Annotated in this window: 16 protein-coding genes and 1 tRNA gene; 7 read left to right on the forward strand and 10 right to left on the reverse strand. The window is 60.7% G+C overall.

Translation table 11 applies throughout. The features are described from left to right. The first annotated feature begins 84 nt into the window (after positions 1-84). Together IWX87_RS01655 and IWX87_RS01660 are read left to right on the forward strand one after the other, a co-directional pair. Positions 85-1,377, forward strand: a complete 1,293-nt coding sequence (locus IWX87_RS01655; protein WP_196861753.1) for an aspartate kinase — start codon at positions 85-87, stop codon at positions 1,375-1,377. Positions 1,378-1,387: 10 nt separating this feature from the next. Further along, a tRNA-Ser gene (locus IWX87_RS01660) sits at positions 1,388-1,480 on the forward strand. A 65-nt stretch (positions 1,481-1,545) separates the two neighbouring features. Here IWX87_RS01660 and IWX87_RS01665 read toward each other — a convergent pair. Further along, positions 1,546-2,187, reverse strand: a complete 642-nt coding sequence (locus IWX87_RS01665; RefSeq protein ID WP_196861754.1) for a TetR family transcriptional regulator — start codon at positions 2,185-2,187, stop codon at positions 1,546-1,548. Between the two features lie 184 nt (positions 2,188-2,371). Here IWX87_RS01665 and IWX87_RS01670 point away from each other — a divergent pair, with 184 nt between their 5' ends. From IWX87_RS01670 to IWX87_RS01680, 3 genes are read left to right on the forward strand one after another with little or no spacing between them, the layout of a single operon-like run. Further along, positions 2,372-3,658 carry an efflux RND transporter periplasmic adaptor subunit gene (locus tag IWX87_RS01670; RefSeq protein ID WP_196861755.1) on the forward strand — a complete coding sequence of 429 codons (1,287 nt, stop codon included), beginning with the start codon at positions 2,372-2,374 and terminating at the stop codon, positions 3,656-3,658. Between the two features lie 12 nt (positions 3,659-3,670). Further along, entirely contained in the window at positions 3,671-6,844 is a 3,174-nt protein-coding gene (locus tag IWX87_RS01675; protein WP_196861756.1) for an efflux RND transporter permease subunit, read from the forward strand. Further along, a complete protein-coding gene (locus tag IWX87_RS01680; protein WP_196861757.1) occupies positions 6,837-8,303 on the forward strand; it encodes an efflux transporter outer membrane subunit in 1,467 nt (488 codons plus the stop codon). The genes IWX87_RS01675 and IWX87_RS01680 overlap by 8 nt, the downstream gene beginning before the upstream one ends. 45 nt (positions 8,304-8,348) lie before the next feature. On the opposite strand, the gene murI is transcribed toward IWX87_RS01680, so the two are convergent. Further along, positions 8,349-9,170, reverse strand: a complete 822-nt coding sequence (murI, locus tag IWX87_RS01685; RefSeq protein ID WP_280757423.1) for a glutamate racemase — start codon at positions 9,168-9,170, stop codon at positions 8,349-8,351. 106 nt (positions 9,171-9,276) lie between these two features. Beyond that, positions 9,277-10,839, reverse strand: a complete 1,563-nt coding sequence (locus tag IWX87_RS01690; RefSeq protein ID WP_196861759.1) for a fumarate hydratase — start codon at positions 10,837-10,839, stop codon at positions 9,277-9,279. Positions 10,840-10,949: 110 nt separating this feature from the next. Here IWX87_RS01690 and fumC point away from each other — a divergent pair, with 110 nt between their 5' ends. Both fumC and IWX87_RS01700 read left to right on the forward strand, forming a co-directional pair. Next, entirely contained in the window at positions 10,950-12,347 is a 1,398-nt protein-coding gene (gene fumC / locus IWX87_RS01695) for a class II fumarate hydratase (RefSeq protein WP_196861760.1), read from the forward strand. 22 nt (positions 12,348-12,369) lie between these two features. Further along, positions 12,370-13,659 (forward strand): DUF2254 domain-containing protein, encoded by a 1,290-nt coding sequence (locus IWX87_RS01700; protein WP_196861761.1) that lies wholly within the window; start codon positions 12,370-12,372, stop codon positions 13,657-13,659. 154 nt (positions 13,660-13,813) lie between these two features. Here the strand turns inward: IWX87_RS01700 and proX (IWX87_RS01705) are convergent, their stop codons facing one another. The 7 genes from proX (IWX87_RS01705) to IWX87_RS01735 all read right to left on the reverse strand — a co-directional run bounded on the left by proX (IWX87_RS01705) (position 13,814) and on the right by IWX87_RS01735 (position 21,928). Then, positions 13,814-14,824 (reverse strand): glycine betaine/L-proline ABC transporter substrate-binding protein ProX, encoded by a 1,011-nt coding sequence (gene proX / locus IWX87_RS01705; RefSeq protein ID WP_370583727.1) that lies wholly within the window; start codon positions 14,822-14,824, stop codon positions 13,814-13,816. 173 nt (positions 14,825-14,997) lie between these two features. After that, complete coding sequence (gene proX, locus IWX87_RS01710; protein WP_196861763.1) at positions 14,998-16,014, reverse strand: glycine betaine/L-proline ABC transporter substrate-binding protein ProX; 1,017 nt, start codon at positions 16,012-16,014, stop codon at positions 14,998-15,000. 164 nt (positions 16,015-16,178) lie between these two features. Next, positions 16,179-17,195 carry a glycine betaine/L-proline ABC transporter substrate-binding protein ProX gene (gene proX / locus IWX87_RS01715; RefSeq protein ID WP_196861764.1) on the reverse strand — a complete coding sequence of 339 codons (1,017 nt, stop codon included), beginning with the start codon at positions 17,193-17,195 and terminating at the stop codon, positions 16,179-16,181. Positions 17,196-17,350: 155 nt separating this feature from the next. Continuing rightward, a complete protein-coding gene (gene proX, locus IWX87_RS01720) occupies positions 17,351-18,367 on the reverse strand; it encodes a glycine betaine/L-proline ABC transporter substrate-binding protein ProX (protein ID WP_370583728.1) in 1,017 nt (338 codons plus the stop codon). Positions 18,368-18,428: 61 nt separating this feature from the next. Continuing rightward, entirely contained in the window at positions 18,429-19,631 is a 1,203-nt protein-coding gene (proW, locus tag IWX87_RS01725; RefSeq protein WP_255532091.1) for a glycine betaine/L-proline ABC transporter permease ProW, read from the reverse strand. A 109-nt stretch (positions 19,632-19,740) separates the two neighbouring features. After that, complete coding sequence (gene proV / locus IWX87_RS01730) at positions 19,741-20,955, reverse strand: glycine betaine/L-proline ABC transporter ATP-binding protein ProV (protein ID WP_196861766.1); 1,215 nt, start codon at positions 20,953-20,955, stop codon at positions 19,741-19,743. Between the two features lie 625 nt (positions 20,956-21,580). Next, positions 21,581-21,928 carry a Na+/H+ antiporter subunit G gene (locus tag IWX87_RS01735; RefSeq protein ID WP_196861767.1) on the reverse strand — a complete coding sequence of 116 codons (348 nt, stop codon included), beginning with the start codon at positions 21,926-21,928 and terminating at the stop codon, positions 21,581-21,583. Between the last annotated feature and the right edge of the window lie 8 nt (positions 21,929-21,936).

The following is a 21,936-nucleotide window of genomic DNA, read 5'->3' on the forward strand; positions in this document are numbered from 1 at the left end:
AAAAAGCGGGATTTTTTGAAAGCTTTTTATGGGTCGCCAGCAGGAGAGATCAATTCACCACCAACTCCTGATTGACCAACCGCAATGGCTTTGATCGTTCACAAATACGGCGGCACTTCGATGGGCTCGACCGAGCGTATCCGCAATGTTGCCAAACGCGTTGCCAAATGGGCGCGCGCCGGCCACCAGATGGTCGTGGTCCCCAGCGCCATGAGCGGCGAAACCAACCGCCTGCTCGGCTTGGCCAAAGAGTTGGAGCCTGCCCGATCCGATAATTCCTACAGCCGCGAACTCGACGCTCTGGCCGCCACGGGAGAGCAAGCTTCGAGCGCGCTGTTGGCCATTGCACTGCAAGCCGAGGGCATGCAGGCGGTCAGTTACGCCGGCTGGCAAGTCACCATCAAGACCAGCAGTGCTTATACCAAGGCGCGCATCGAGTCGATCGACGACGAAAAAGTACGCGCCGACCTGGATGCAGGCAAGGTGGTGATCATCACCGGTTTCCAGGGCATGGACGCCGGCGGCAACATCACTACGCTGGGACGGGGGGGCTCCGACACCTCGGCCGTGGCGATAGCTGCCGCGCTCAAGGCGCATGAGTGCCTGATCTACACGGATGTCGATGGCGTGTACACCACCGACCCGCGCGTTGTGCCCGAGGCGCGCCGCTTGCAAACTGTGAGTTTCGAGGAAATGCTGGAAATGGCCTCGATGGGATCCAAGGTGCTGCAAATCCGCTCGGTCGAGTTTGCGGGCAAGTACAAGGTGCCGCTGCGCGTGCTGTCCAGCTTTACTGACTGGGATATCGACATCGACGAAGAAGCCAAATCAGGCACATTGATCAGTTTTGAGGAAGACGAAAACATGGAACAAGCCATCGTATCGGGCATCGCATTCAACCGCGACGAAGCCAAAATCTCGGTTCTCGGCGTGCCCGACACCCCGGGTATTGCCTACCAGATCCTGGGAGCCGTGGCCGAGGCCAACATTGAAGTCGATGTGATCATCCAGAACATCAGCAAGGACGGCAAGACCGACTTCAGCTTCACCGTGCACCGCAACGACTTTGCCAAAACCCTGGACCTTCTCAAATCCAGGGTGGTACCCGCACTGGGCGCGCAAGAAGTTACCGGCGACGCCAAAATCTGCAAGGTCAGCATCGTTGGCATCGGCATGCGCAGCCATGTCGGCATTGCCAGCAAAATGTTTGGCGTGCTGGCCGAGGAGGGCATTAACATCCAGATGATCTCCACCAGCGAAATCAAGACATCGGTCGTGATCGACGAGAAATACATGGAACTTGCCGTGCGCGCGCTGCACAAGGCTTTTGATCTGGATCAGCCTGTCAGCTTGATCAGCGCCGAAGTCGTGCGATAATGCTTCGATTGGAAACGTGACCGAGTGGCCGAAGGTGCTCCCCTGCTAAGGGAGTATGGGGTGTAGAGCCTCATCGAGAGTTCGAATCTCTCCGTTTCCGCCAAATCTGACGCGCAATCTTTATTGATTGCGCGTTTTTTTTGGTCTCTTGCAGGGTTTAAGGCTTTGCTAGCTGACCGTGAATCCCAGGCCCTTGAAGTAAATGTCCATTGTGCTTTGACCGGCTTTCGTCAATTCAAACGCTTGTGGGTCAAGCAGCCAGTTTTGTATCAATCCATCAATCAAGGCGTGTAACCCCCTGGCCGCCAGAACACTTGGCACCGGCAGCGTCAGGTTTTTCTGTCTCGAAGCGGTGTCCAGGCCTTGGGTGACCCGGCACAAGAAACCGTTGCAGGCGGTCAGGTGCCGCAGGCGAATGTTCCGGATGCCTTCGATGTATTCCACCTTTTGGGTGGCGATCTCGAGGACGCTGCGTGTCTGCGGATCGTTGACGATTTGATGGAGTGCCTTCAGGATGGCATTTCGCGTGTGCATGAGGGCCTGGGTGCCTGAGTCGCTGCTGGTTTCCTCCGGGCTGTGTTCGTGGCTGAAATAACTTTCCAGCGGCAGCGTGACACGCTCCATCATGGCGTCAAACAGGTCTGCCTTGTCCTTGAAGTGCCAATAGACGGCTCCCCGGGTAACACCTGCATGCTGGGCAATATTTTGCAACGTGGTGCGTGAAACGCCTTGGGACTGAAACAAAACCTCTGCTGAATCCAGCAGTTTGTTGCGTGTTTCAAGCGCTTCCTCTTTGGTTCGGCGGACCATGTGCATCTCCTGAAATCGATTTCATCGGGTTTTTACATACATTCGAAAACGTATGTAAACTATAGCATCGTAAACCCTTAGTCTCTTATCATCAGATTTTTGGTTTTCAGTCGATTTGTTTTTTTCTTCCGAATTCACACCCAAACTTTTTCTGCCTTTTTGGCTAAAAATACGAGGAATAGATATGCCTAAGCCCAGCGTCGCCCCTACTTTTTTGCCCATCAGGTTCGGGCGCCAGCAGTCGCTTGTACTGGCTGCGGTTCTTGCGTTGTTTCTTGCTGGCTGCGGCAAAGCCACTGCGCCTGATGCAGGCGCTGCTCCGCGTCCGCCACCGCCTCAGGTCGGGGTGGTGACGGTCACGCCTGGTGATGTGGGCCTGGTCACCGAATTGCCCGGTCGCCTGGAAGCCTCGCGTGTCGCTCAGGTGCGGGCACGGGCAGCAGGCATCCTGCAAAAGCGGTTGTTCCGCGAAGGCAGTGACGTGAAGGCAGGCCAGCCGTTGTTTACGATCGATGCTGCACCGTATGCTGCTGCGGCCGCCAGTGCGCGGGCCGGCCAGGCACGCGCCGAGGCCAACCTAGCGCAGGCAACTGCCTTGGCCGATCGCTACAAGCCGCTGGTCGAAGCCAATGCCATCAGCAAGCAGGAATACGCCAACGCCGTCGCCTCGCAAAAGCAGGCAGCGGCCGATGTGGCCTTGGGCAAGGCCAATGTGCAGACCGCCAACATCACGCTGGGCTACGCCTCGGTGACGGCCCCAATTTCAGGCCGTATCGGTCGTTCGCTGGTGACCGAAGGCGCGCTGGTCGGGCAGGGCGACGCGACGCAATTGGCCGTCATTCAGCAGATCAATCCGATGTATGTCAATTTCACACAGTCGGCTTCCGACGCGTTGAAACTGCGATCGGCGATGGCCAGCGGCCAGTTCAAGCGGGCCAACGGCGCCGATGCCGCCAGTATTCGTATCGTCCTGGAGGATGGTACCGAGTACGCGCAACCGGGAAAACTGCTGTTTTCAGACCTGACGGTAGACCCCACGACCGGGCAGATCACCTTGCGGGCCGAAGTGCCCAATCCGCGCGGGCAACTGTTGCCGGGCCTGTACGTGCGTGTACGGCTGGAGCAGGCTCAGGCCACCAATGCCATCACCTTGCCGCAGCAGGCCGTCACGCGCACGGCGCAGGGCGACACGGTTATGGTGGTGGGCAGCGATGGAAAAGTGACCCCGCGAACGATCAAGATCGGCTCTGCCAAAGACACCAAATGGGTGGTTCTGGACGGCCTCAAGGCCGGCGAGCAGGTGATGGTCGATGGCTTCCAGAAGTTGCAGATGATGCCGCCCGGAACGCTGGTCAAGGCCGTGCCATGGCAGCCGGCAGGCACTGCTCCGGCGCCTGCCGCTGGCACCTCGGCGCCGGTGGCTGCCGGCGCTGCGCCTTCGGCTTCTGCCGCGTCCGACGCTGCGAAGTAAGGAGCACACCGCATGGCCAAGTTTTTTATTGATCGACCCATCTTTGCATGGGTGATCGCACTCTTTATTCTGGTGCTGGGCAGCGTGGCTGTCACGCAACTGCCGATTTCCCAGTATCCGCCGGTGGCGCCGCCTTCCATCGTGGTGACGGCCGGCTACCCTGGCGCTTCTGCCAAGATCCTTGAAGACAGTGTGCTGAGCGTGATTGAGCGCGAGATGAACGGCTCGCCAGGCCTCATCTACATGGAGTCGGTTGCCCAAGCCAACGGCAGCGGCACGCTGACCCTGACCTTCGAGACCGGCACGAATCCCGACCTGGCCCAGGTCGATGTGCAAAACCGCCTGTCGCGCGCTGCACCGCGCCTGCCCCAGGCGGTGACACAGCAGGGCGTGCGGGTGGACAAGTCGCGCTCGAACTTCCTGATGTTCACCATGCTCTCGTCCGAGAACCCGGAAATTGATCCGGTGGCACTGGGCGACTATGCCTCGCGCAATGTGATTCCCGAACTCCAGCGCCTGACCGGCATCGGCCAGGCCCAGCTGTTCGGCACCGAGCGCGCCATGCGCGTCTGGATCGATCCGGCCAAGCTGACCGGCTTTGCACTGTCTGCGGCCGATGTGACAAGCGCCATCCGCGCCCAGAATGCCCAGATCGCTTCCGGCACGATTGGCGACCTGCCCAATGTGGCCGGCCAGGGCATCGCCGCCACCGTTGTGGTCAACGGCCAGCTCTCCAATGTTGAGCAGTTCGGCAACATCGTGCTGCGGGCCAACACCAATGGCTCGACCGTGCGCCTGAAGGACGTGGCCCGCATCGAACTTGGCGCCCAGACCTATGCCACCTCGGCGCGGCTGAACGGCCAGCCTGCCACCGGCATCGGCCTGCAGTTGGCAGTGGGTGGCAACGCGCTGGAAGCCGCCAAGGCCGTGCGCGCCAAGATGGAGCAGCTCAAGCCCTTTTTCCCACCGGGCGTGAACTATGCGATTCCCTACGACAGCTCGCGTTTTGTCAGCATCTCGATCAAGCAGGTCGCCATCACGCTGGTCGAGGCGGTCGTGCTGGTGTTTTTGGTGATGTTTTTGTTCTTGCAGAACTGGCGTTACACCATCATCCCGACCATCGTCGTGCCGATTGCCTTGCTGGGAACCTTCGCCACGCTGCTGGCGCTGGGCTTTTCCATCAACGTGCTGACGATGTTCGGCATGGTGCTGGTGATCGGCATCGTGGTCGATGATGCGATTGTCGTGGTCGAAAATGTCGAGCGCATCATGAGCGAGGAAGGCTTGCCGCCGCTGGAAGCCACGCGCAAGGCGATGGGCCAGATCTCGGGCGCCATCATTGGCGTGACGGTGGTCTTGATCTCGGTGTTTGTGCCGTTGGCGTTTTTTGCCGGCTCAGTGGGCAATATCTACCGACAGTTTTCCGCCGTCATGGTCGCGTCGATCGGTTTTTCAGCCTTCCTGGCACTGTCGCTCACGCCTGCGCTGTGCGCCACGCTGCTCAAGCCGGTCGAAGCCGGTCATCACCATGAGAAAACCGGGTTCTTCGGCTGGTTCAACCGGGGTTTTTCACGCACCGCCAAGGGCTACGAAAGCCTGGTCGCGCGCTTGCTTAAACGCGCTGGCCGTTACCTGATCATCTACGCGGCCATCATCGGCGTGGTGGCGCTGGTCTACACGCGCCTGCCGACATCGTTTTTGCCGGCCGAAGACCAGGGCACGCTGCTGGTCAACGTGCAACTGCCGCCGGGCGCCACGCGGGAACGCACCCAGGCCGTGATGGAACAGGTCGAAGGATTCATGCTGAAGCAGCCCGAGGTCGAGAGTATGGTCGGCGTAATGGGTTTCAGCTTTTCCGGTCAGGGACAAAACGCCGGACTGGCCTTCGTGACACTCAAGGACTGGTCGGAGCGCAAGGAAGCCAGCCAGCAGGCCGATGCGCTGGCTGGACGGGCTTTTGGCGCGCTCTCAGGTATTCGCGACGCGTCCGTGTTTCCGCTCAGCCCGCCGCCGATTCCCGAACTCGGTTCTGCCAGCGGATTTACTTTCCGTCTGCAGGACCGCTCGGGCGCGGGTGGCGCGGCACTGCTGGCAGCACGCAACCAGCTGCTCGGCATGGCGGGCAAAAATCCTGTGCTCGCGCAGGTACGGCCCGATGGCCTGGAAGATGCGCCACAGCTGCAGCTCGACATTGACCGTGACAAGGCCAACGCCCTGGGCGTGAGCTTTGACGCCATCAATACGGCACTGTCCACCTCGCTGGGTTCGAGCTATGTGAACGACTTCCCTAACCAGGGCCGTTTGCAGCGTGTCATCGTGCAGGCTGATGCGCCGGCCCGCATGCAGCCCGACGACCTGCTGAAGATCAACGCCAGCAACAGCAAGGGCGAATCGGTTCCGCTGTCGGCTTTTGCGAGCACGCACTGGGCCAAAGGTCCCATGCAGACGGTTCGCTACAACGGCTATCCGGCGATGCGCATCAGCGGCGCCGCCGCGCCAGGCTACAGCACGGGCGCGGCCATGGCCGAGATGGAAAAGATGGCGGCCCGGTTGCCACAGGGCTTCGGCTTTGAATGGAGCGGGCAGTCGCGCGAGGAAAAACTCGCCGGCTCGCAGGCCATGATCCTGTACGGCTTTGCGATTCTGGCGGTGTTTTTGTGTCTGGCCGCGCTTTATGAAAGCTGGTCGATTCCTCTGGCCGTGATTCTGGTCGTGCCGCTGGGTGTGGTTGGTGTGCTGCTGGCAACCTTGTTCCGAGGGTATGCCAATGACGTGTACTTCCAGGTGGGGCTGATCACCATCATCGGCCTGTCGGCGAAGAACGCGATTTTGATCATTGAGTTCGCCAAGGACCTGCAGGCGCAGGGCAAGGGTGTGGTTGAGGCGGCGCTGACGGCTGCGCACCTGCGCTTTCGGCCCATCATCATGACCTCGCTGGCCTTCATGCTGGGTGTGCTGCCGCTGGCGATCGCCACTGGCGCGAGTTCGGCCAGCCAGCGGGCCATCGGCACCGGCGTGATTGGCGGCATGATCACCGGCACCGCACTCGCCGTGATCTTCGTGCCGATTTTCTTTGTCGTGGTGCGCGGTTTTTTCAAGGGCAGCGCGCGGCAGCAGCAAATCTACAACGAGCATGCCAAGGCGGCAGGCATGGGCGGACAAGAAGGAAAGCCAGCACATGAATAAGACGAAAATTTTCCAGCGCCTGGCCGTGAGCGCTGCGGTGTTGCTGGCCGGCTGCTCGATGATTCCAACCTACGAGCGTCCGGCGGCACCCATCGCCACCGACTGGCCCGCGCTGAGCGCCACGACCGCCGCGTCCGCAACGACAAGCAACGACGTGGCAGCTGCCGACATCGAGTGGCAGGAGTTTTTCAGCGACGCCCGGTTGCGCCAATTGATCGACGCGTCGCTGCGCAATAACCGCGACCTGCGCATCGCGGTGCTCAACATCGAGCAGGCCAGGGCGCAGTTCCAGATTCGCCGGGCCGACCAGTTCCCGACTGTGGGCGCCGCCATGACCGGCTCGCGCCAGCCTGCGGCCAACCAAGGCATTACCAGCGTCTACACCGCCGGCCTGGCGCTGACGTCATACGAGTTCGACTTTTTCGGCCGCGTTGCCAGCCTGAAGGAAGCCGCACTGGGCCAGTACCTGGCCTCCGAGGAAGGTCGCAAGTCCGCGCAGATCAGCCTGGTCGCGGCGGTTGCCAATACCTACCTCAGCCTGCTGGCCGATGAACAACTCATCAGTATCACCCGGCAGACGCTGGCCACACGTGAGGACTCGTTCCGCCTCAGCAAGCTGCGCTTTGACAACGGCGTCAGCTCGGAACTCGACGTTCGCCAGTCCGAGTCGCTGATTGAAGCGGCGCGCGTCTCGCTGGCGCAGCTGACGCGTCAGCGCGCGCTTGACCAGAACGCGCTGGTCCTGCTGCTGGGCCAGCCCGCCACTGGCGAACTGGCTGTGGCCCTGCCGGCGGGCAAGGGCCTGGCGGACATGCCGGTGATGGTGGACGTACCGGCGGGCCTGCCGTCCGACTTGCTGACCAGGCGTCCCGACGTACGCCAGGCCGAGCAGTTGCTGCTGGCGTCCAACGCCAATATCGGTGCGGCGCGGGCCGCATTTTTCCCGCGGATTTCGCTGACGGCCAGCGCCGGCAGCGCCAGTTCGCACCTGGGCGACCTGTTCAAGAGCGGCAGCTTCGGCTGGACGCTGGCCCCCCAGTTGTTCCTGCCAATTTTTGACGCGGGACGCAACCGCGCCGGTCTGGAGTCGTCCAGGGTGCAGCGTGATATTGCCGTGGCGCAGTACGAAAAATCCATCCAGACGGCGTTTCGGGAAGTGGCCGATGCGCTTGCCGGCCGCGCCACGCTGGGCGAGCAGTTGCGCGCGCAGCAGGCCCAGGCCAATGCCGAAGGCGTTCGCTACAAGCTGTCCAATCTGCGTTACGTGAACGGTATTGCCAGCCAGCTCGACCTGCTGGACGCGCAGCGCTCGTTGTTTGCTGCGCAGCAGGCGGTGGTGCAGACCCGGCTGGCGCAACTGCAAAGCCAGGTCACGCTGTACAAGACGCTGGGAGGCGGCTGGAAGGAGCCGGGCGAGGCAGTGCCCGTGGCGAATGCAGCGCTGCCGCTTCAGCCTTAGTTCGAAAAAGGCTGTTTGCGCATATCCGGCATGTGCAAGAAGCTATCAAATAAATAGCAAATCGACAGATGTCGAGAGATCCAGCCAGCGCCTGGTGGCGGACTGCAATAGCTGAGGATCGCCGGTCGTCAACAGGCTGACCCGGCCCGGCGGCGCATTCGCTGCCGTCAAACAGGCGGACAGCCGCCGGCGTGTCTGCCGGGCGACTGCTTCGCCGTTGTCAATCAGACGCACGCTGGGGCCTGTCAATGCGCGCAACTGCTCGCTGGCCAGTGGGTAATGCGTGCAACCCAGCACCAGCGTGTCGATCTGGCCATTTTTAGTGCCAAAAATCCCTGCTGCGCTTATGTAGCGGGCGCAGAGTGCTATGGTTTCTGAAGTGTCGCCAGTTTGCGCGCTGCGCTCGATGGCGTGGGCCAGTCCGTCGCAGGGTTGCATGACAAAGTCGGCTTGCGCGGCATGCGACGCCAGCAGTGCCTGGAACTTGGCGCTGCAAAGCGTGCTGCGGGTTGCAAAAACGCCAATACGCCTGGTGTTGCTGAGCGCCACGGCCGGTTTCAGCGCCGGCTCGACGCCGATCAGTTCCATCCCCGGATGCTCGGCGCGCAGCCAATGAATGGCGGCGGCCGTGGCCGTGTTGCAGGCCATCACCAGCGCCTTGATGTTTTGGCTGACCAAATAATGAACGATGGCGCGTGAACGCGCGAGTACATGCGCCGTGTCGCGCTCGCCGTAGGGCCCGTGGCCGCTGTCGGCGATATAAATGAAGTCCTCGTGCGGCATCTCGGCGCGCAACGCCCTCAGCACGCTCAGGCCACCGATGCCGCTGTCAAACACACCGATGGATTGGCCCCCGCGTTCATTCACTGCGAGCAGCTCTCTTCTCCCGAGCGGGGCGGCTCCACCTGCCGGCTGGCAAAGCCGCATCGGCGACTTTTGTTTGAAATGGCGGCCTCACGCATCCCGCTGCGGTTCAAATGCTGGTGACAGCAATGTCCTTGAACTCGTTCATCGCAATCTTTTTCTGCCATTCGGCCGGGCCGGTGATATGGGCGCTGGTCCCGCCCGAGTCCACCGCCACGGTCACCGGCATGTCGACCACGTCAAATTCATAGATCGCTTCCATGCCCAGGTCGGCAAAACCGACGACTTCGGCATGCTTGATGGCCTTGGACACCAGGTAAGCGGCGCCGCCGACAGCCATCAGGTAGGCGCTCTTGTGCTTCTTGATGGCTTCGATGGCGACCGGGCCGCGCTCGGCCTTGCCGACCATCGAGATCAGGCCGGTCTGCGCCAGCATCATTTCGGTGAAGCCATCCATGCGTGTCGATGTCGTCGGGCCGGCCGGGCCGACCGCTTCGCCCTTGACCGGATCGACCGGGCCAACGTAGTAAATCACGCGGTTGGTGAAATCGACCGGCAACTTTTCGCCCTTGGCCAGCATGTCGGCAATGCGCTTGTGCGCGGCGTCGCGGCCGGTCAGCATCTTGCCGTTGAGCAGCAGCGTCTGGCCGGGTGTCCAACTGGCGACTTCTTCCTTGGTCAGGGTGTTCAGATCGACCTTCTTGCTCTTGACGTAGTCAGGCGCCCAGTTCACGTCGGGCCAGGTGTCAAGCGATGGTGGCGTCAGGTAGACCGGGCCGCTGCCATCCATCACGAAATGCGCGTGGCGCGTGGCGGCGCAGTTCGGGATCATCGCGACCGGCTTGCTGGCGGCGTGCGTCGGGTACATCTTGATTTTCACGTCGAGCACGGTGGTCAGGCCGCCCAGGCCCTGCGCACCAATGCCCAGGGCGTTGACTTTGTCGAACAATTCCAGCCGCAGGGCCTCGACCTTGGTCAGCGCTTCGCCGCCGGTCTTGGCGCTGGCGGCCTTGGCTTGCAATTCATACATGTCCAGGTCGTCCATCAGGCTTTCTTTGGCCATCAGCACGGCTTTTTCAGCGGTGCCGCCAATGCCGATGCCGAGCATGCCGGGCGGGCACCAGCCGGCACCCATTGTTGGAACGGTCTTGAGCACCCAGTCCACCACCGAGTCGCCGGGGTTGAGCATGGCCATCTTGCTTTTGTTCTCGGAGCCGCCGCCCTTGGCCGCAACGGTCACTTCCAGCATGTTGCCGGGAACGATTTCAGTCGAGATCACCGCCGGCGTGTTGTCCTTGGTGTTTCTGCGGTCAAACTGCGGATCGGCCACGACCGAAGCGCGCAGCGTGTTGTCCGGGTGGTTGTAGCCTTGGCGAACGCCTTCGTTGATGGCGTCGTCTATGCTTCCGGTGAAGCCGTCCCAGCGAACGTCCATGCCGACTTTTAAAAACACGTTGACGATGCCGGTGTCCTGGCAGATCGGGCGGTGGCCGGTGGCGCTCATCTTGCTGTTGGTCAGAATCTGGGCAATCGCATCCTTCGCCGCCGGGCTTTGTTCGCGTTCGTAGGCACGCGCCAGGTGAGCAATGTAGTCGGCCGGGTGGTAGTAGCTGATGTACTGCAGGGCAGCGGCAACGGATTCGATGAGGTCGGCTTGTTTGATCGTGGTCATGGCTTTTCGATGAAGTGACGCAACGCCCGGTGATGGCGGTTGCTTTTGTTTACTTTTATTAGCGGCTATGCTGAAACCACCCTCCATTTTGACAGGTCAGGCCTTACACCATGAGTACACCCTCCACCACGCGCAGCGAGCGCGACACCTTTGGCCCCATTGACGTCCCTGCAGACCGGCTGTGGGGCGCGCAGACCCAGCGTTCCCTGCAGAACTTCGACATTTCGGGCGAACGCCAGCCGGTCGAGTTGATCCGGGCGCTGGCCAAGGTCAAGCGGTCTTCGGCGCTGGTCAACCAGGCGCTGGGCCTGCAGGACGAGAAGAAAACCCGGGCCATCGTGAATGCGGCCGATGAAGTCATTGCCGGCCGCCACCCGGACGAGTTCCCGCTGGTGGTCTGGCAGACCGGTTCGGGCACGCAAACCAACATGAACATGAACGAAGTGCTGGCCAACCGTGCCAGCGAATTGCTGGGCGGCGAGCGCGGCGATGCACGGCTCATCCATCCGAATGACGATGTGAACCGCAGCCAGTCGTCGAATGATGTGTTTCCTACAGCGATGCATGTGTCGGCGGTCATCGGCATCACCAACCGGCTGCTGCCGGCGCTGGAAAAACTGCGCGGCACGCTGGCGCAAAAAGCGCTGGACTTCGACGACATCGTGAAAATCGGCCGTACCCACTTGCAGGACGCCACGCCGCTGACGCTGGGTCAGGAATTTTCGGGCTATGCCGCCCAGCTGGCGCATGGCGAAAAGCATCTGCGCGATGCATTGCCGCACCTGCATGAACTGGCGCTGGGCGGCACCGCCGTGGGCACCGGGCTGAACGCACCGAAAGGCTATGCCGAGCAGGTTGCGGCCGAGCTGGCGCTGCTGACGGGGCTGCCGTTTGTCACCGCGCCCAACAAGTTCGAGGCGCTGGCGGGGTGCGACGCGCTGGTGCATGCCCACGGCGCGCTGAAAACCCTGGCGGCCAGCGTGATGAAAATTGCCAATGACGTGCGCTGGCTGGCCAGCGGGCCACGCAGCGGCATTGGCGAATTGAGCATTCCCGAAAACGAGCCCGGCTCGTCCATCATGCCGGGCAAGGTCAACCCGACGCAGAGTGAAGCGCTGACCATGCTGGCCGCGCAGGTGTTCGGCAACGATGTGGCGATCAATTTTGGTGGTGCGTCGGGCAATTTTGAGTTGAACGTGTTCCGGCCCATGATTGCGTACAACTTTTTGCAATCCGTTCGCCTTCTGGCCGACGGCATGGTCAGCTTCAACGACCATTGCGCCGTGGGCATCGAACCGAACCACGAGCGAATCGCTGAACTGGTGAGCCGTTCGCTGATGCTGGTGACCGCGCTGAACCCGCACATTGGCTATGACAAGGCGGCGTTCATCGCCAAGAAGGCGCACAAGGAAGGAGTCAGCCTGCGCGAAGCGGCGATTGCATCAAGCCATGTCACGGCAGAGGAATTCGACGCCTGGGTCGATGCGGCCAGCATGGTGGGTCGATAGCCTTCAAAGCGACACTTTCGTCATGTCGGAAAAGCTTCTCTATCTGCTGCAGCGGCTGCTGCACAAAACCTGGGTGCGGTGCGCTCTGTTTTCTCTGTTGGCGCTGCTGGCCGTAACGCTGGCAAAGGTCCTCGGTCCGCTCATTCCCGAAGACATTGCGTTCAAGCTGGGGTCTGACTCCATCAGTAGCCTGCTCAACATTCTGGCCACCAGCATGCTGACCGTGTCAGTTTTTTCTGCGAGCACCATGGTGGCCTCGTTTTCGGCGGTGGCCAGCACGGCCACGCCGCGCGCGTCCCAGCTGTTGATCGAAGACAGCACCATCCAGAATGCGCTGGCCACGTTTGTCGGGGCTTTTCTCTACAGCGTGATCGCGCTGATCGGACTCAATGCCCAGATTTATGCCGGTGGTGGGCGGCTGGTGCTGTTTGGTTTCACGCTTCTGGTCTTGCTGGTGGTGGTGATCGTGCTGCTGCGCTGGCTAGACTATCTGTCGGTGCTGGGGCGTCTGGGCGAAACCATCAGCCGGGTCGAAGCGGCCACCACCAAGGCGATGGCGCAACGCCTGAAAAAGCCTTTCATGGGTGGCATGAAACAAGCCGAAGGCGCCCGTGGCGAGCACACCCTGCGTGCGCCGGCCACCGGTTTTGTGCAACATGTATCGATGGATATCTTGCAGGAATGCGCGCAGCGCACCGGAGCCATGATTCACCTGCATGTCCAGCCAGGGGATTTTGTCGAGACCTCGATGGCGATTGCCACCAGCACGCGGGTGCTTGACCAGAAAGATTGCAAGGCGGTGGCTGATGCCGTGTTGATTGGTGCGTCAAGAACCTTTGACCACGACCCGCGTTTTGGGCTGCGGGTGATGGGCGAGATTGCTGCGCGCGCCTTGTCGCCTGCGGTGAATGACCCCGGCACGGCGATTGAAGTCCTGGCAACCGCCGTCAGGACGATGATCTACTGGGTCGATGAACAGCGGGCGCAAATCAACTGCATGGAATCCGAAGCTGCACAGGCAAACCATCCCGAGTTCGACCATGTGTCCGCGCCTCATATGCATGAGGCCTGCATGTTGACCGATGTGTTTGATCCGCTGGCCCGGCATGGCGCGCTGGCGGTGGATGTGGGCGTGGCGCTGCAGCACGCGCTGGCCTCTCTCAGGCGGCTGAACCACACGGCATTCAACGCGATGCTTGACCAGCTGTCCCGGGATGCCATCCGGCGGGCCGAGCATGCCGGCCTGTTCGAGCCCGATCTGGAGTGCCTGCGTGAAGCCGCGCTGTCAGAGCGTCAGGCCCGGCCTGGCTGAACCGGCTGCGGGATGCGCGGTGCCCGGTAGCCAAAAGCCAGTGAAGGATCGCACTGCCGAACAGAATTTGAAGCGGTCATGAAAAAAGCGCTGCCGCTATTATTTAAATAGCTGGCAGCGCCCGTCCCGCTTGCGCAGAAGGCATTTTTAATGCTTATTTGGCAGCAGCCATGGCTTGAGCGATCCAGCCGTCAAAGGTTTTCTGGTGCCCCTTGATCCAGCCATCGGTATGACGCTCGATGTCTTGCTGCCTGTTCTCGCCATCATTCAGGCGCCTGTTTTGCGAGCTGATGTCGCCAATCGGCAGCACCATGATTTCAAACAGCTTGGCCGCTGCCGGGTTTTTTTCGACAAACACTTTGTTGGCCACGATGTACTCGTTGTTCAGTGGAAAGCCGTAGTTCTTGCCATTGGCCTGCTTGGTGTCCATGCCAGCCTGTACGCCGGGCATGGCTGAAAACGGCACTTCCAGCCACACCGATTCCTGGCCGGGGCGCAGCACATTGCTCAGCCAGTAAGGCGTCCACGCGTAGTACAGCACAGGCTTGCCGGCCTTGAAGCGGGCCACGGTGTCGGCGATCAGCGCGGGGTAGTTGCCCTGCGTGTAGGTGACGGTGTTGCGCAGCTTGAAGGTGGTGAGCTGGTGCTCGACGACGGCTTCACCGCCCCAACCGGCACTGGGGCCCACCAGGTTGGCCTTGCCATCGCCGGTGGTGTCAAACAGCTTGGCCAGTTTTGGGTCCGTGAGCTGTTCGATGCTGGTGATCTTGTACTGGTCGGCAGTTTTCTTGTCGATCATGTAGCCCTGTGCCGCACCGGCCGAATAAACGCCCTTGCGCGACAGCTTGGCGTCGCCACCGGCGTTTTTATAGAACTCGGCATGGTGCGGGTTCCAGTGGTTGGCCATCAAGGTGGCGTCGCCGTTGGCCACGGCGATGTGCGCCGTGGGGTAGGCGACTTCCTTGATCGGGCTGACGTCGTAACCGAGCTTTGTCAGGGCGCGGCTGACCAGCAGCGTTTGAAAGGTTTCCTCGACCAGATTGCTTTGCAGCGGCTGCACCTTGACGCCTTTGCCGGGCAGGTCGGCGGCAACGGCAGGCGTCGCCAGGCCCAGGGCGAGCAGGCCGCCAGCCAGCAGGGTGCGGGTGAAATTGCGGGTATTCATCATTCGGAATCTTCCTTTGAGTCAGGAGCGGGGGAAAGGCCGCCGGATGAGGCCGAAGCGATGCCACTTGCTATTTATTTTTTATTCGATAGCGGATGGCGCTTTAAGGCCGCGGATTCACGGCGGGGGTGAAGGCAGGGTTGCCTTGTTTCATGTCACTGGTTCAGCAGCGACTATTTCTGGGCGAGCTTCAGGGCTTGCGCGATCCAGCCGTCGAAGGTTTTCTGGTGTGCCTTGATCCAGCCGTCGGTATGGCGTGCGATGTCTTGCTGCGAGCCTTGGCCGCTGTTCATCAGCTGGTTCTGGGCATTGACGTCGCCGATGGGCAGGACCATGACTTCAAACAGTTTGCCGGCCGAAGGGTACTTTTCGACAAAGGCCTTGGTCGCCACGATGCGGTGGGTGTTCAGCGGAAATCCATAGTTCTTGCCGTTGGGCAGTTTCGTGTCAACCGTGCCCTGGTCCTCGGGCAGCGCCGTGAACGGCACTTCGAGCCAGGTGACTTCCTTGCCGGGACGCAGTACGCCGCTCAGCCAGTACGGCGTCCAGGTGTAGTAAAGAACGGGTTTGCCCTCTTTGTAGCGTGCCAGGGTGTCGGCGATCAGCGCGGCATAGTTCCCCTGCATGTGCGTCACGGTGTCGCGCAGTTTGTACGCGGTGAACTGGTACTCCACCACGGCTTCGCAACCCCAGCCGGGGTTGCAGCCGGTCATGTTGGCCTTGCCGTCGCCGGTTGTGTCAAACAGCTTGGCCAGCTTGGGGTCCTGCAGCTGGTCGATGCGGGTGATGTTGTATTTTTCAGCGGTCTTTTTGTCGATCAGGTAGCCCTGCGCGGCGTTGGATACATAGCTGCCCAGACGCACCAGCTTGCTGTCACCCCCGGCATTTTTGTAGAAGTCGGCGTGCAGCGGGTCCCAATGGGTGGCCATGAAGGTGGCGTCGCCGTTGGAAATCGCGACATGGGCGGCCGGGTAGTCGACTTCCTTGATGGGCTGCACGTCAAAGCCCAGTTTTTGCATGGCGCGGCTGGCCAGCAGGGTCTGGAAGGTTTCTTCGGCGGTGGAGCTTTGCAGCGGCTGCACCTTGACGCCCTTGCCAGGCAGGTCGGCAGCGGCTTGTGCAGAAAGGCCCAATGCCAGCAGGCTTGAAGCGACCAGGGTTCGGGTGAAATGGCAGGTGTCGATCATCATCTGTTGGGGGTTTCCTTTTGAAGTGAAGTGAAGTGAGGTGAGCGCGGGCAGGCTGCCCGGTGGTGCCAGTCCCTGCCTGAGTCGGGACCACTCGCACAGACATATATGCTATTTAATGAATAGCTGCTTATGCAATATAGATGTGCGCCAGAGGCTGATTTGGCTTATTTTTTAGCCGCGTCCATGGCTTTGGATATCCAGCTGTCAAAGGTTTTTTGGTGCGACCTGATCCATCCGTCGGTATGCCGTTCGATGTCCTGCAGCGTGTTCTCGCCCTGGCTCATCCGCAGGTTTTGCGCGTTGATGTCGTTGACCGACACCTTCATGATCTCGAACAGCTTGCCTGCGGCCGGATTTTTGGTCACGAAATCCTTGCTGGCGACGATGTGCTGCGTGTTCACGACAAAGCCGTAGTTTTTGCCAGAAGGCTGCCTGGTGTCCACTTGGGGCCCTTTGCCCGGCAGTGACGAAAACGGCACGTCGAGCCACACCACGTCCTTTCCAGGGCGCAGCACGGCGCTGACCCAGTACGGCGTCCACGTGTAGTAGATGACAGGTTCACCCTGTTTGAAGCGCGTGATGGTGTCGGCAATCAGCGCTGCGTAGGTACCTTGCTTGTGCGACACGGTGTCACGCAATTTGTAGGCGTCGATATGGTGGTCGATGATGTTCTCGCAGGCCCAGCCGGGCGTGCAGCCTGTCAGGTCGGCCTTGCCATCGCCGTCGGTGTCAAACAGCTTGGCAATCTTCGGGTCCTTGAGTTGCCCGATGTTGGTGATCTTGTAAGCGTCTGCAGTTTTTTTGTCGATCACATAGCCCTGCGCAGCGTTGTTTGAGTACACACCCTGGCGCGAGAGTTTGTCTTTACCGCCGGCGTTCTTGAAATAGTCGTCCTGTTGTGGATTCCAGTGGTCGGCCATGAAAGTCGCATCACCGTTGGCTATGGCGATATGCGCCGTGGCGTACTCCACCTCCTTGATGGGCTGAACGTCATAGCCAAGCTTTGCCAGTGCGCGGTTGACCAGCAGTGTCTGGAAGGTCTCTTCGGCCAGCGAGCTCTTGAGTGGCTGCACCTTGATGCCCTTGCCGGGTAAGTCGGCGGCGGCATGTGCGCCCAAGGTCAGCGTCAGCAGGCATGCCGCGAGCAAGGGTCGGGTGAAGTTGCGCGTTTTGATCGTCATTGCCAAGGGAATCCTTTTTTTACTGAGCGGAGGGTGCAAAGGTGACATCGTCGCGTGAGTTACCGCCCACAACCTGCCCATTTGCGCAGCGCACAAGCGCTATGGTTTATATAGCTGCTTGTGCTTTGAGAATCAGTGTGCGTGTCTGATTTTTCTTACTTCTTGGCGACGGCCATGGATTGTGCAATCCAGCTGTCAAAGGTCTTTTGGTGTCCCTTGATCCATGCATCGGTGTGCTGCTCAATGTCTTTTTGCGAGTTCTCGCCATTTTTCATGCGCTGGTTCTGGGCGTTGATATCGCCGACGGGCAGCCTCATCACTTCGAACAACTTGGCAGCCGACGGGTTCTGGTCGGTGAAGGCCTTGTTGGCCACGATGCGCTGGGTGTTCAGCGTGAAGCCGTAGTTCTTGCCATTGGGCAACTTGGTGTCGAGCTTGGATTGCGCGCCAGGCAGCGACGAGTAAGGCACTTCGAGCCAGACCACATCCTTGCCGGGACGCAGCACGCCGCTGATCCAGTACGGGGTCCAGGTGTAGTAAAGAACCGGCAGGCCTTTTTCGAAGCGGGTGATGGTGTCTGCCATCAATGCCGAGTAGGTGCCCTGCGCATGCGAGACGGTCTCGCGCAAGCCGAAGGCGGTGAGCTGGTGCTCAATCACGGCTTCGCAGCCCCAGCCGGGATTGCAGCCGGTCATGTCAGCCTTGCCGTCACCTGTGGAGTCAAACAGCTTGGCCAGCTTGGGATCTTTCAGCTGGTCGATGCGGGTAATCTTGTATTTGTCAGCGGTCTTTTTGTCGATCAGGTAGCCCTGCGCGGCATTGCTAGAGTACACGCCCTTACGAAACAGCTTGGCGTCACCGCCACCGTTATTGTAGAAGTCGGCATGCAGCGGGTCCCAGTGGTCGGCCAGAAAGGTGGCATCCCCGTTGGAAATCGCAACATGGCCGGTGGCCGCTTCGATTTCCTTGATCGGCTGCACGTCAAAACCCAGTTTTTCCAGCCCGCGGCTGACCAGCAGCGTCTGGAAGGTTTCTTCGGCAATCGCGCTTTGAATGGGTTGAACCTTGACGCCTTTGCCGGGCAAGTCAGCGGCGCTGGCCGTCGTGGCGGCCAGACCGAGGCTCAGAAGTCCGGTGGCGAGCAGGGTGCGTGTGAAATGGAGGGTTGTCATCATTTGAAAGTTTCCTTTTGAGTGAGTGAATTCAGCGGAGGGTGCAGCGGTGCCAGAAGCATCAATGCGCGGCTGGCGTCAGGCCGGGCGTGGCCTGCACCGTTTGGGATTCCGGGTCGGCCTTGGCCCCGGCTTGGGCAGCGACTTCGGACTTGTCAGCACGGTGCATCAGCGACCAGACCAGGCCGGACGGGCCGGTCTGCCACCAATGGCGAACACCGCGGCGTGGCTGACCCAGGGACTGGGTGATGCGGTCCAGCGTGATGGCCAGCAGCACAATGCCCAGTCCGCCAACGGTGGCCAGGCCCATGTCGAGCCGGCCAATGCCGCGCAAGACCATCTGGCCGAGGCCGCCCACGGCGATCATCGAGGCGATCACCACCATCGACAGCGACAGCATCAGCGTCTGGTTGACACCGGCCATGATGGACGGCATGGCCAGTGGCAGCTGGACTTTCACCAGCATCTGCAGCGGCGAAGCACCATAGGCGCGTGCGGCCTCGATCAGGTCAGGCCGCACCTGGCGAATGCCCAGGTTGGTCAGGCGGATCAGCGGCGGCAGCGCAAAGACGATGGTGACAATCACGCCAGGAACGTTGCCAATGCCGAACAGCATCACCACCGGCACCAGGTAGACGAAAGCAGGCGTGGTCTGCATCGCGTCCAGTATCGGGCGCATCAAACGCATGGCGCGGTCGCTGCTGGCCAGCAAGATGCCCAGCGGCAGGCCCACGACCAGGCAAAATGCCAGCGAGGTCAGCACCAGCGACAGCGTCACCATGGCTTCGGGCCAGATGCCCAGCATCGCCACCAGCAGCAGCGACACGACGGCGCCAATCGCCAGCCCGCGGCCGGTGAACTGCCAGGCCACCAAACCAATGAAGGCAATCATTGCCAGTGAAGGCACGCTTTGCAGCAGGCCTTCAACGCTGGTCAGGGTGCTGTCGATCGGCCCACGTACGGTCTGGAAAAAGGGACGGAAGTTGTCGACCACCCAGGCCAGGCCACTGTTGATCCAGCTCTCGACGGGCAGCGAGCCGTCCCACAGTTGCTGGATCTGAAAACCGGTGACCACGTCGGTGTCCATGGCGGGCGCATCGAGCCAGTCGCTACCGCCGCTGACGGCTTCTGTCGGTTGCGTGGCGGTTTGCCACGCGTCTCCAGAGGCAGCGGCCGGTGCGCTTTCGATCGGCATGCCCCAGGCGTCGAGCTGCGCAGGCGCCGTGCTGGCGCTGTTGATGGCGGGGGTGGACTGTATCGGCATGCCCCAGGGATCGAGCTGCTGCGGTGCGGCGGCCATCACAGGCGTTGCACTGTCAGCGGCGGCCAGGATGATGGGGGTGTTGGTTTCGTTCATAAGCGTTCTTTCATGATCACTGTGCGGGTACGGAAGGGGTGTCGCGGTCAAGGAATTTCAGCAAAGTGGTTTTGCTGATGGACCCATGGAACTTCCCGTCGGCGTCCGTCACCGGCACCGGGTAAGGGGACTGCGCCACCTGGCCATACAGGCCGTTGACCGAATCGTCAGCGGCAATCGTCAGCACATCCGGCAGATAAGCATGCGCCAGGCCCAGCGGCCCGACATGGCCATGCAGCGCCTTGCGCAGTGATTCTGCCGAGACCACGCCAAGGTACTGCTCTTTGGTGCTGACCACATAGGCGTAGTCACGGTCACGGTCTTCCAGCATCTTGAGTGCGGCGCGCGAGCCGCTGCTGGCATGTTCGGCGACCACGACCTGGGACTTTCGGGCAATGTCGGCGGCCTTGAAGACCGCTGCGGCATCGACCCCGTGGGTGAAGCTGCGCACATAGGCGTCAGCCGGGTTGCGCAAAATCTCGTCCGGCGTGCCGACCTGCACCACGTGGCCATCTTTCATGATGGCAATGCGGTCGCCGATGCGCATGGCTTCGTCCAGGTCATGCGAGATGAAAACGATGGTGCGGCGCTTGACCTGTTGCAGGCGCAGCAACTCAGACTGCATTTCAGTGCGGATGATCGGGTCCAGTGCTGAAAACGCCTCGTCCATCAGCAAGATGGAAGGGTCCGATGCCATGGCCCGGGCCAGGCCCACGCGCTGCTGCATGCCGCCTGAAAGCTCGTCCGGGTAGCTGGCACCCCAGCCGGCCAGGCCGACCTGTTCAAGGGCCTGCTCGGCTGCGGCGTGGCGCTCGGCGCTGCTCACGCCGGCCAGTTCCAGACCCAGCGCGGTGTTGTCCCGCACGGTCATGTGCGGCATCAGCGCAAACGACTGGAACACCATGCTGATGTCCTTGCGGCGCAGGGCACGTAATTCCTTGTCTTTCAATTTGCTGATGTCGGCGCCATCCACCAGGATGCGGCCCGATGTGGGCTCGATCAGCAGGTTGAGCAGGCGCACCAGCGTGGATTTGCCTGAACCTGACAGGCCCATGACGACGAAAATCTCGCCTGCTTCAATGGTCAGGCTGGCGTCGAAAACGCCGATGGTGGCGCCTGTCTGGGCCAGAATTTCTTCTTTGGTGCAGCCCTGGCTGACGAGATCAAGTGCGGCCTGCGGGCTGTCGCCGAAAACCTTGAACACATGATCGATGATGATTTGTTTGGCCATGCAGGCGAACTCTCTTTTTTACGTTGAAAGGAATAATCAACTTGCCAGCACGAATGCCAGGCAAGAAGCTCCGGAAATGTGTCCCTGATCTGATCGTTACGCCCGGGTGCATGCACACAGGGGCTACAAAAAAGGCGCGGTCACATTGCTGTGACCTGTCGGCGTTCATGGCGCTCACGCCATGGAAGGCGTTTGATTAAAAAGGCCTGTTCAGAACACTTTTAAGGGCGCATGCGTTGTGTGATGCACAACGTTGGCTGTAAGAAAAAAGATTCAGTTGCCGAGACAGTATCCAGAATACGGTGCTGGCATTTGGTTTTTGTAGGAATTTGACTACATGCTTGCCAGTAGTAAAGCGGATGCGTATTATAGCTATTGGCTATTTAAAAGTCAATAGCCATGGCTTTTGAGTCCATTAATAAGGGTTTTGGCGGTATCCCAGTCAATACCTTTCGTCTTTTCTAACTATCAAAAAAATAGCACTTTAAGCATGTCTGGCATGCGCAAAGTGCTAAAAATACTCAAAAATCTGACTGCTTTGGCAATGGGACAGCCATCGAAGCCGATTCGGACAGGAGAAAATGGAAAACAGGCCTGGCTACCCGCACGGCATACGCTTTTCAGTTCATGAAGGCCGGCGTTCGGGCACTGAATCTTTCGGCGGCGCTGCCTTGCCAGGCACCAGCAGGTGCAACGCCGCCTGCGCCATCATGTTGGCCGACACAGGGGCGGTCACAAATACAAACAGCGTGATCAGCAGTTCTGCAAAACCGGCGCGCCCCTGGTCGGCGGCCAGCAGCATGCTGGCCACCAGCAGGCTGCCGATGCCCAGCGTGGAGGCTTTGGTGGGCGCATGCAGCCGCATGAAAAAATCCGGCAACCGGGCCAGCCCGATGGCGCCCACCAGCAGGAAAAAAGAGCCCACCAGCAGCAGGGCGGCCGCCAGCCCTTCAACAACAGTGTGAAAGTTCATGGTGATGC

The sequence above is a fragment of the Polaromonas sp. CG_9.7 genome (assembly GCF_015752205.1).
Classification (GTDB): domain Bacteria; phylum Pseudomonadota; class Gammaproteobacteria; order Burkholderiales; family Burkholderiaceae_C; genus Polaromonas.

Excerpts from the sequence above, each read along its gene's own strand:
- IWX87_RS01655 (WP_196861753.1), top strand. The coding sequence starts at position 85 with ATGGCTTTGATCGTTCACAAATACGGCGGCACTTCGATGGGCTCGACC.
- IWX87_RS01665 (WP_196861754.1), bottom strand. The coding sequence starts at position 2,187 with ATGGTCCGCCGAACCAAAGAGGAAGCGCTTGAAACACGCAACAAACTG.
- IWX87_RS01670 (WP_196861755.1), top strand. The coding sequence starts at position 2,372 with ATGCCTAAGCCCAGCGTCGCCCCTACTTTTTTGCCCATCAGGTTCGGG.
- IWX87_RS01675 (WP_196861756.1), top strand. The coding sequence starts at position 3,671 with ATGGCCAAGTTTTTTATTGATCGACCCATCTTTGCATGGGTGATCGCA.
- IWX87_RS01680 (WP_196861757.1), top strand. The coding sequence starts at position 6,837 with ATGAATAAGACGAAAATTTTCCAGCGCCTGGCCGTGAGCGCTGCGGTG.
- IWX87_RS01690 (WP_196861759.1), bottom strand. The coding sequence starts at position 10,839 with ATGACCACGATCAAACAAGCCGACCTCATCGAATCCGTTGCCGCTGCC.
- fumC (WP_196861760.1), top strand. The coding sequence starts at position 10,950 with ATGAGTACACCCTCCACCACGCGCAGCGAGCGCGACACCTTTGGCCCC.
- IWX87_RS01700 (WP_196861761.1), top strand. The coding sequence starts at position 12,370 with ATGTCGGAAAAGCTTCTCTATCTGCTGCAGCGGCTGCTGCACAAAACC.
- proX (WP_370583727.1), bottom strand. The coding sequence starts at position 14,824 with ATGAATACCCGCAATTTCACCCGCACCCTGCTGGCTGGCGGCCTGCTC.
- proX (WP_196861763.1), bottom strand. The coding sequence starts at position 16,014 with ATGATGATCGACACCTGCCATTTCACCCGAACCCTGGTCGCTTCAAGC.
- proX (WP_196861764.1), bottom strand. The coding sequence starts at position 17,195 with ATGACGATCAAAACGCGCAACTTCACCCGACCCTTGCTCGCGGCATGC.
- proX (WP_370583728.1), bottom strand. The coding sequence starts at position 18,367 with ATGACAACCCTCCATTTCACACGCACCCTGCTCGCCACCGGACTTCTG.
- proW (WP_255532091.1), bottom strand. The coding sequence starts at position 19,631 with ATGCCGATACAGTCCACCCCCGCCATCAACAGCGCCAGCACGGCGCCT.
- proV (WP_196861766.1), bottom strand. The coding sequence starts at position 20,955 with ATGGCCAAACAAATCATCATCGATCATGTGTTCAAGGTTTTCGGCGAC.
- IWX87_RS01735 (WP_196861767.1), bottom strand. The coding sequence starts at position 21,928 with ATGAACTTTCACACTGTTGTTGAAGGGCTGGCGGCCGCCCTGCTGCTG.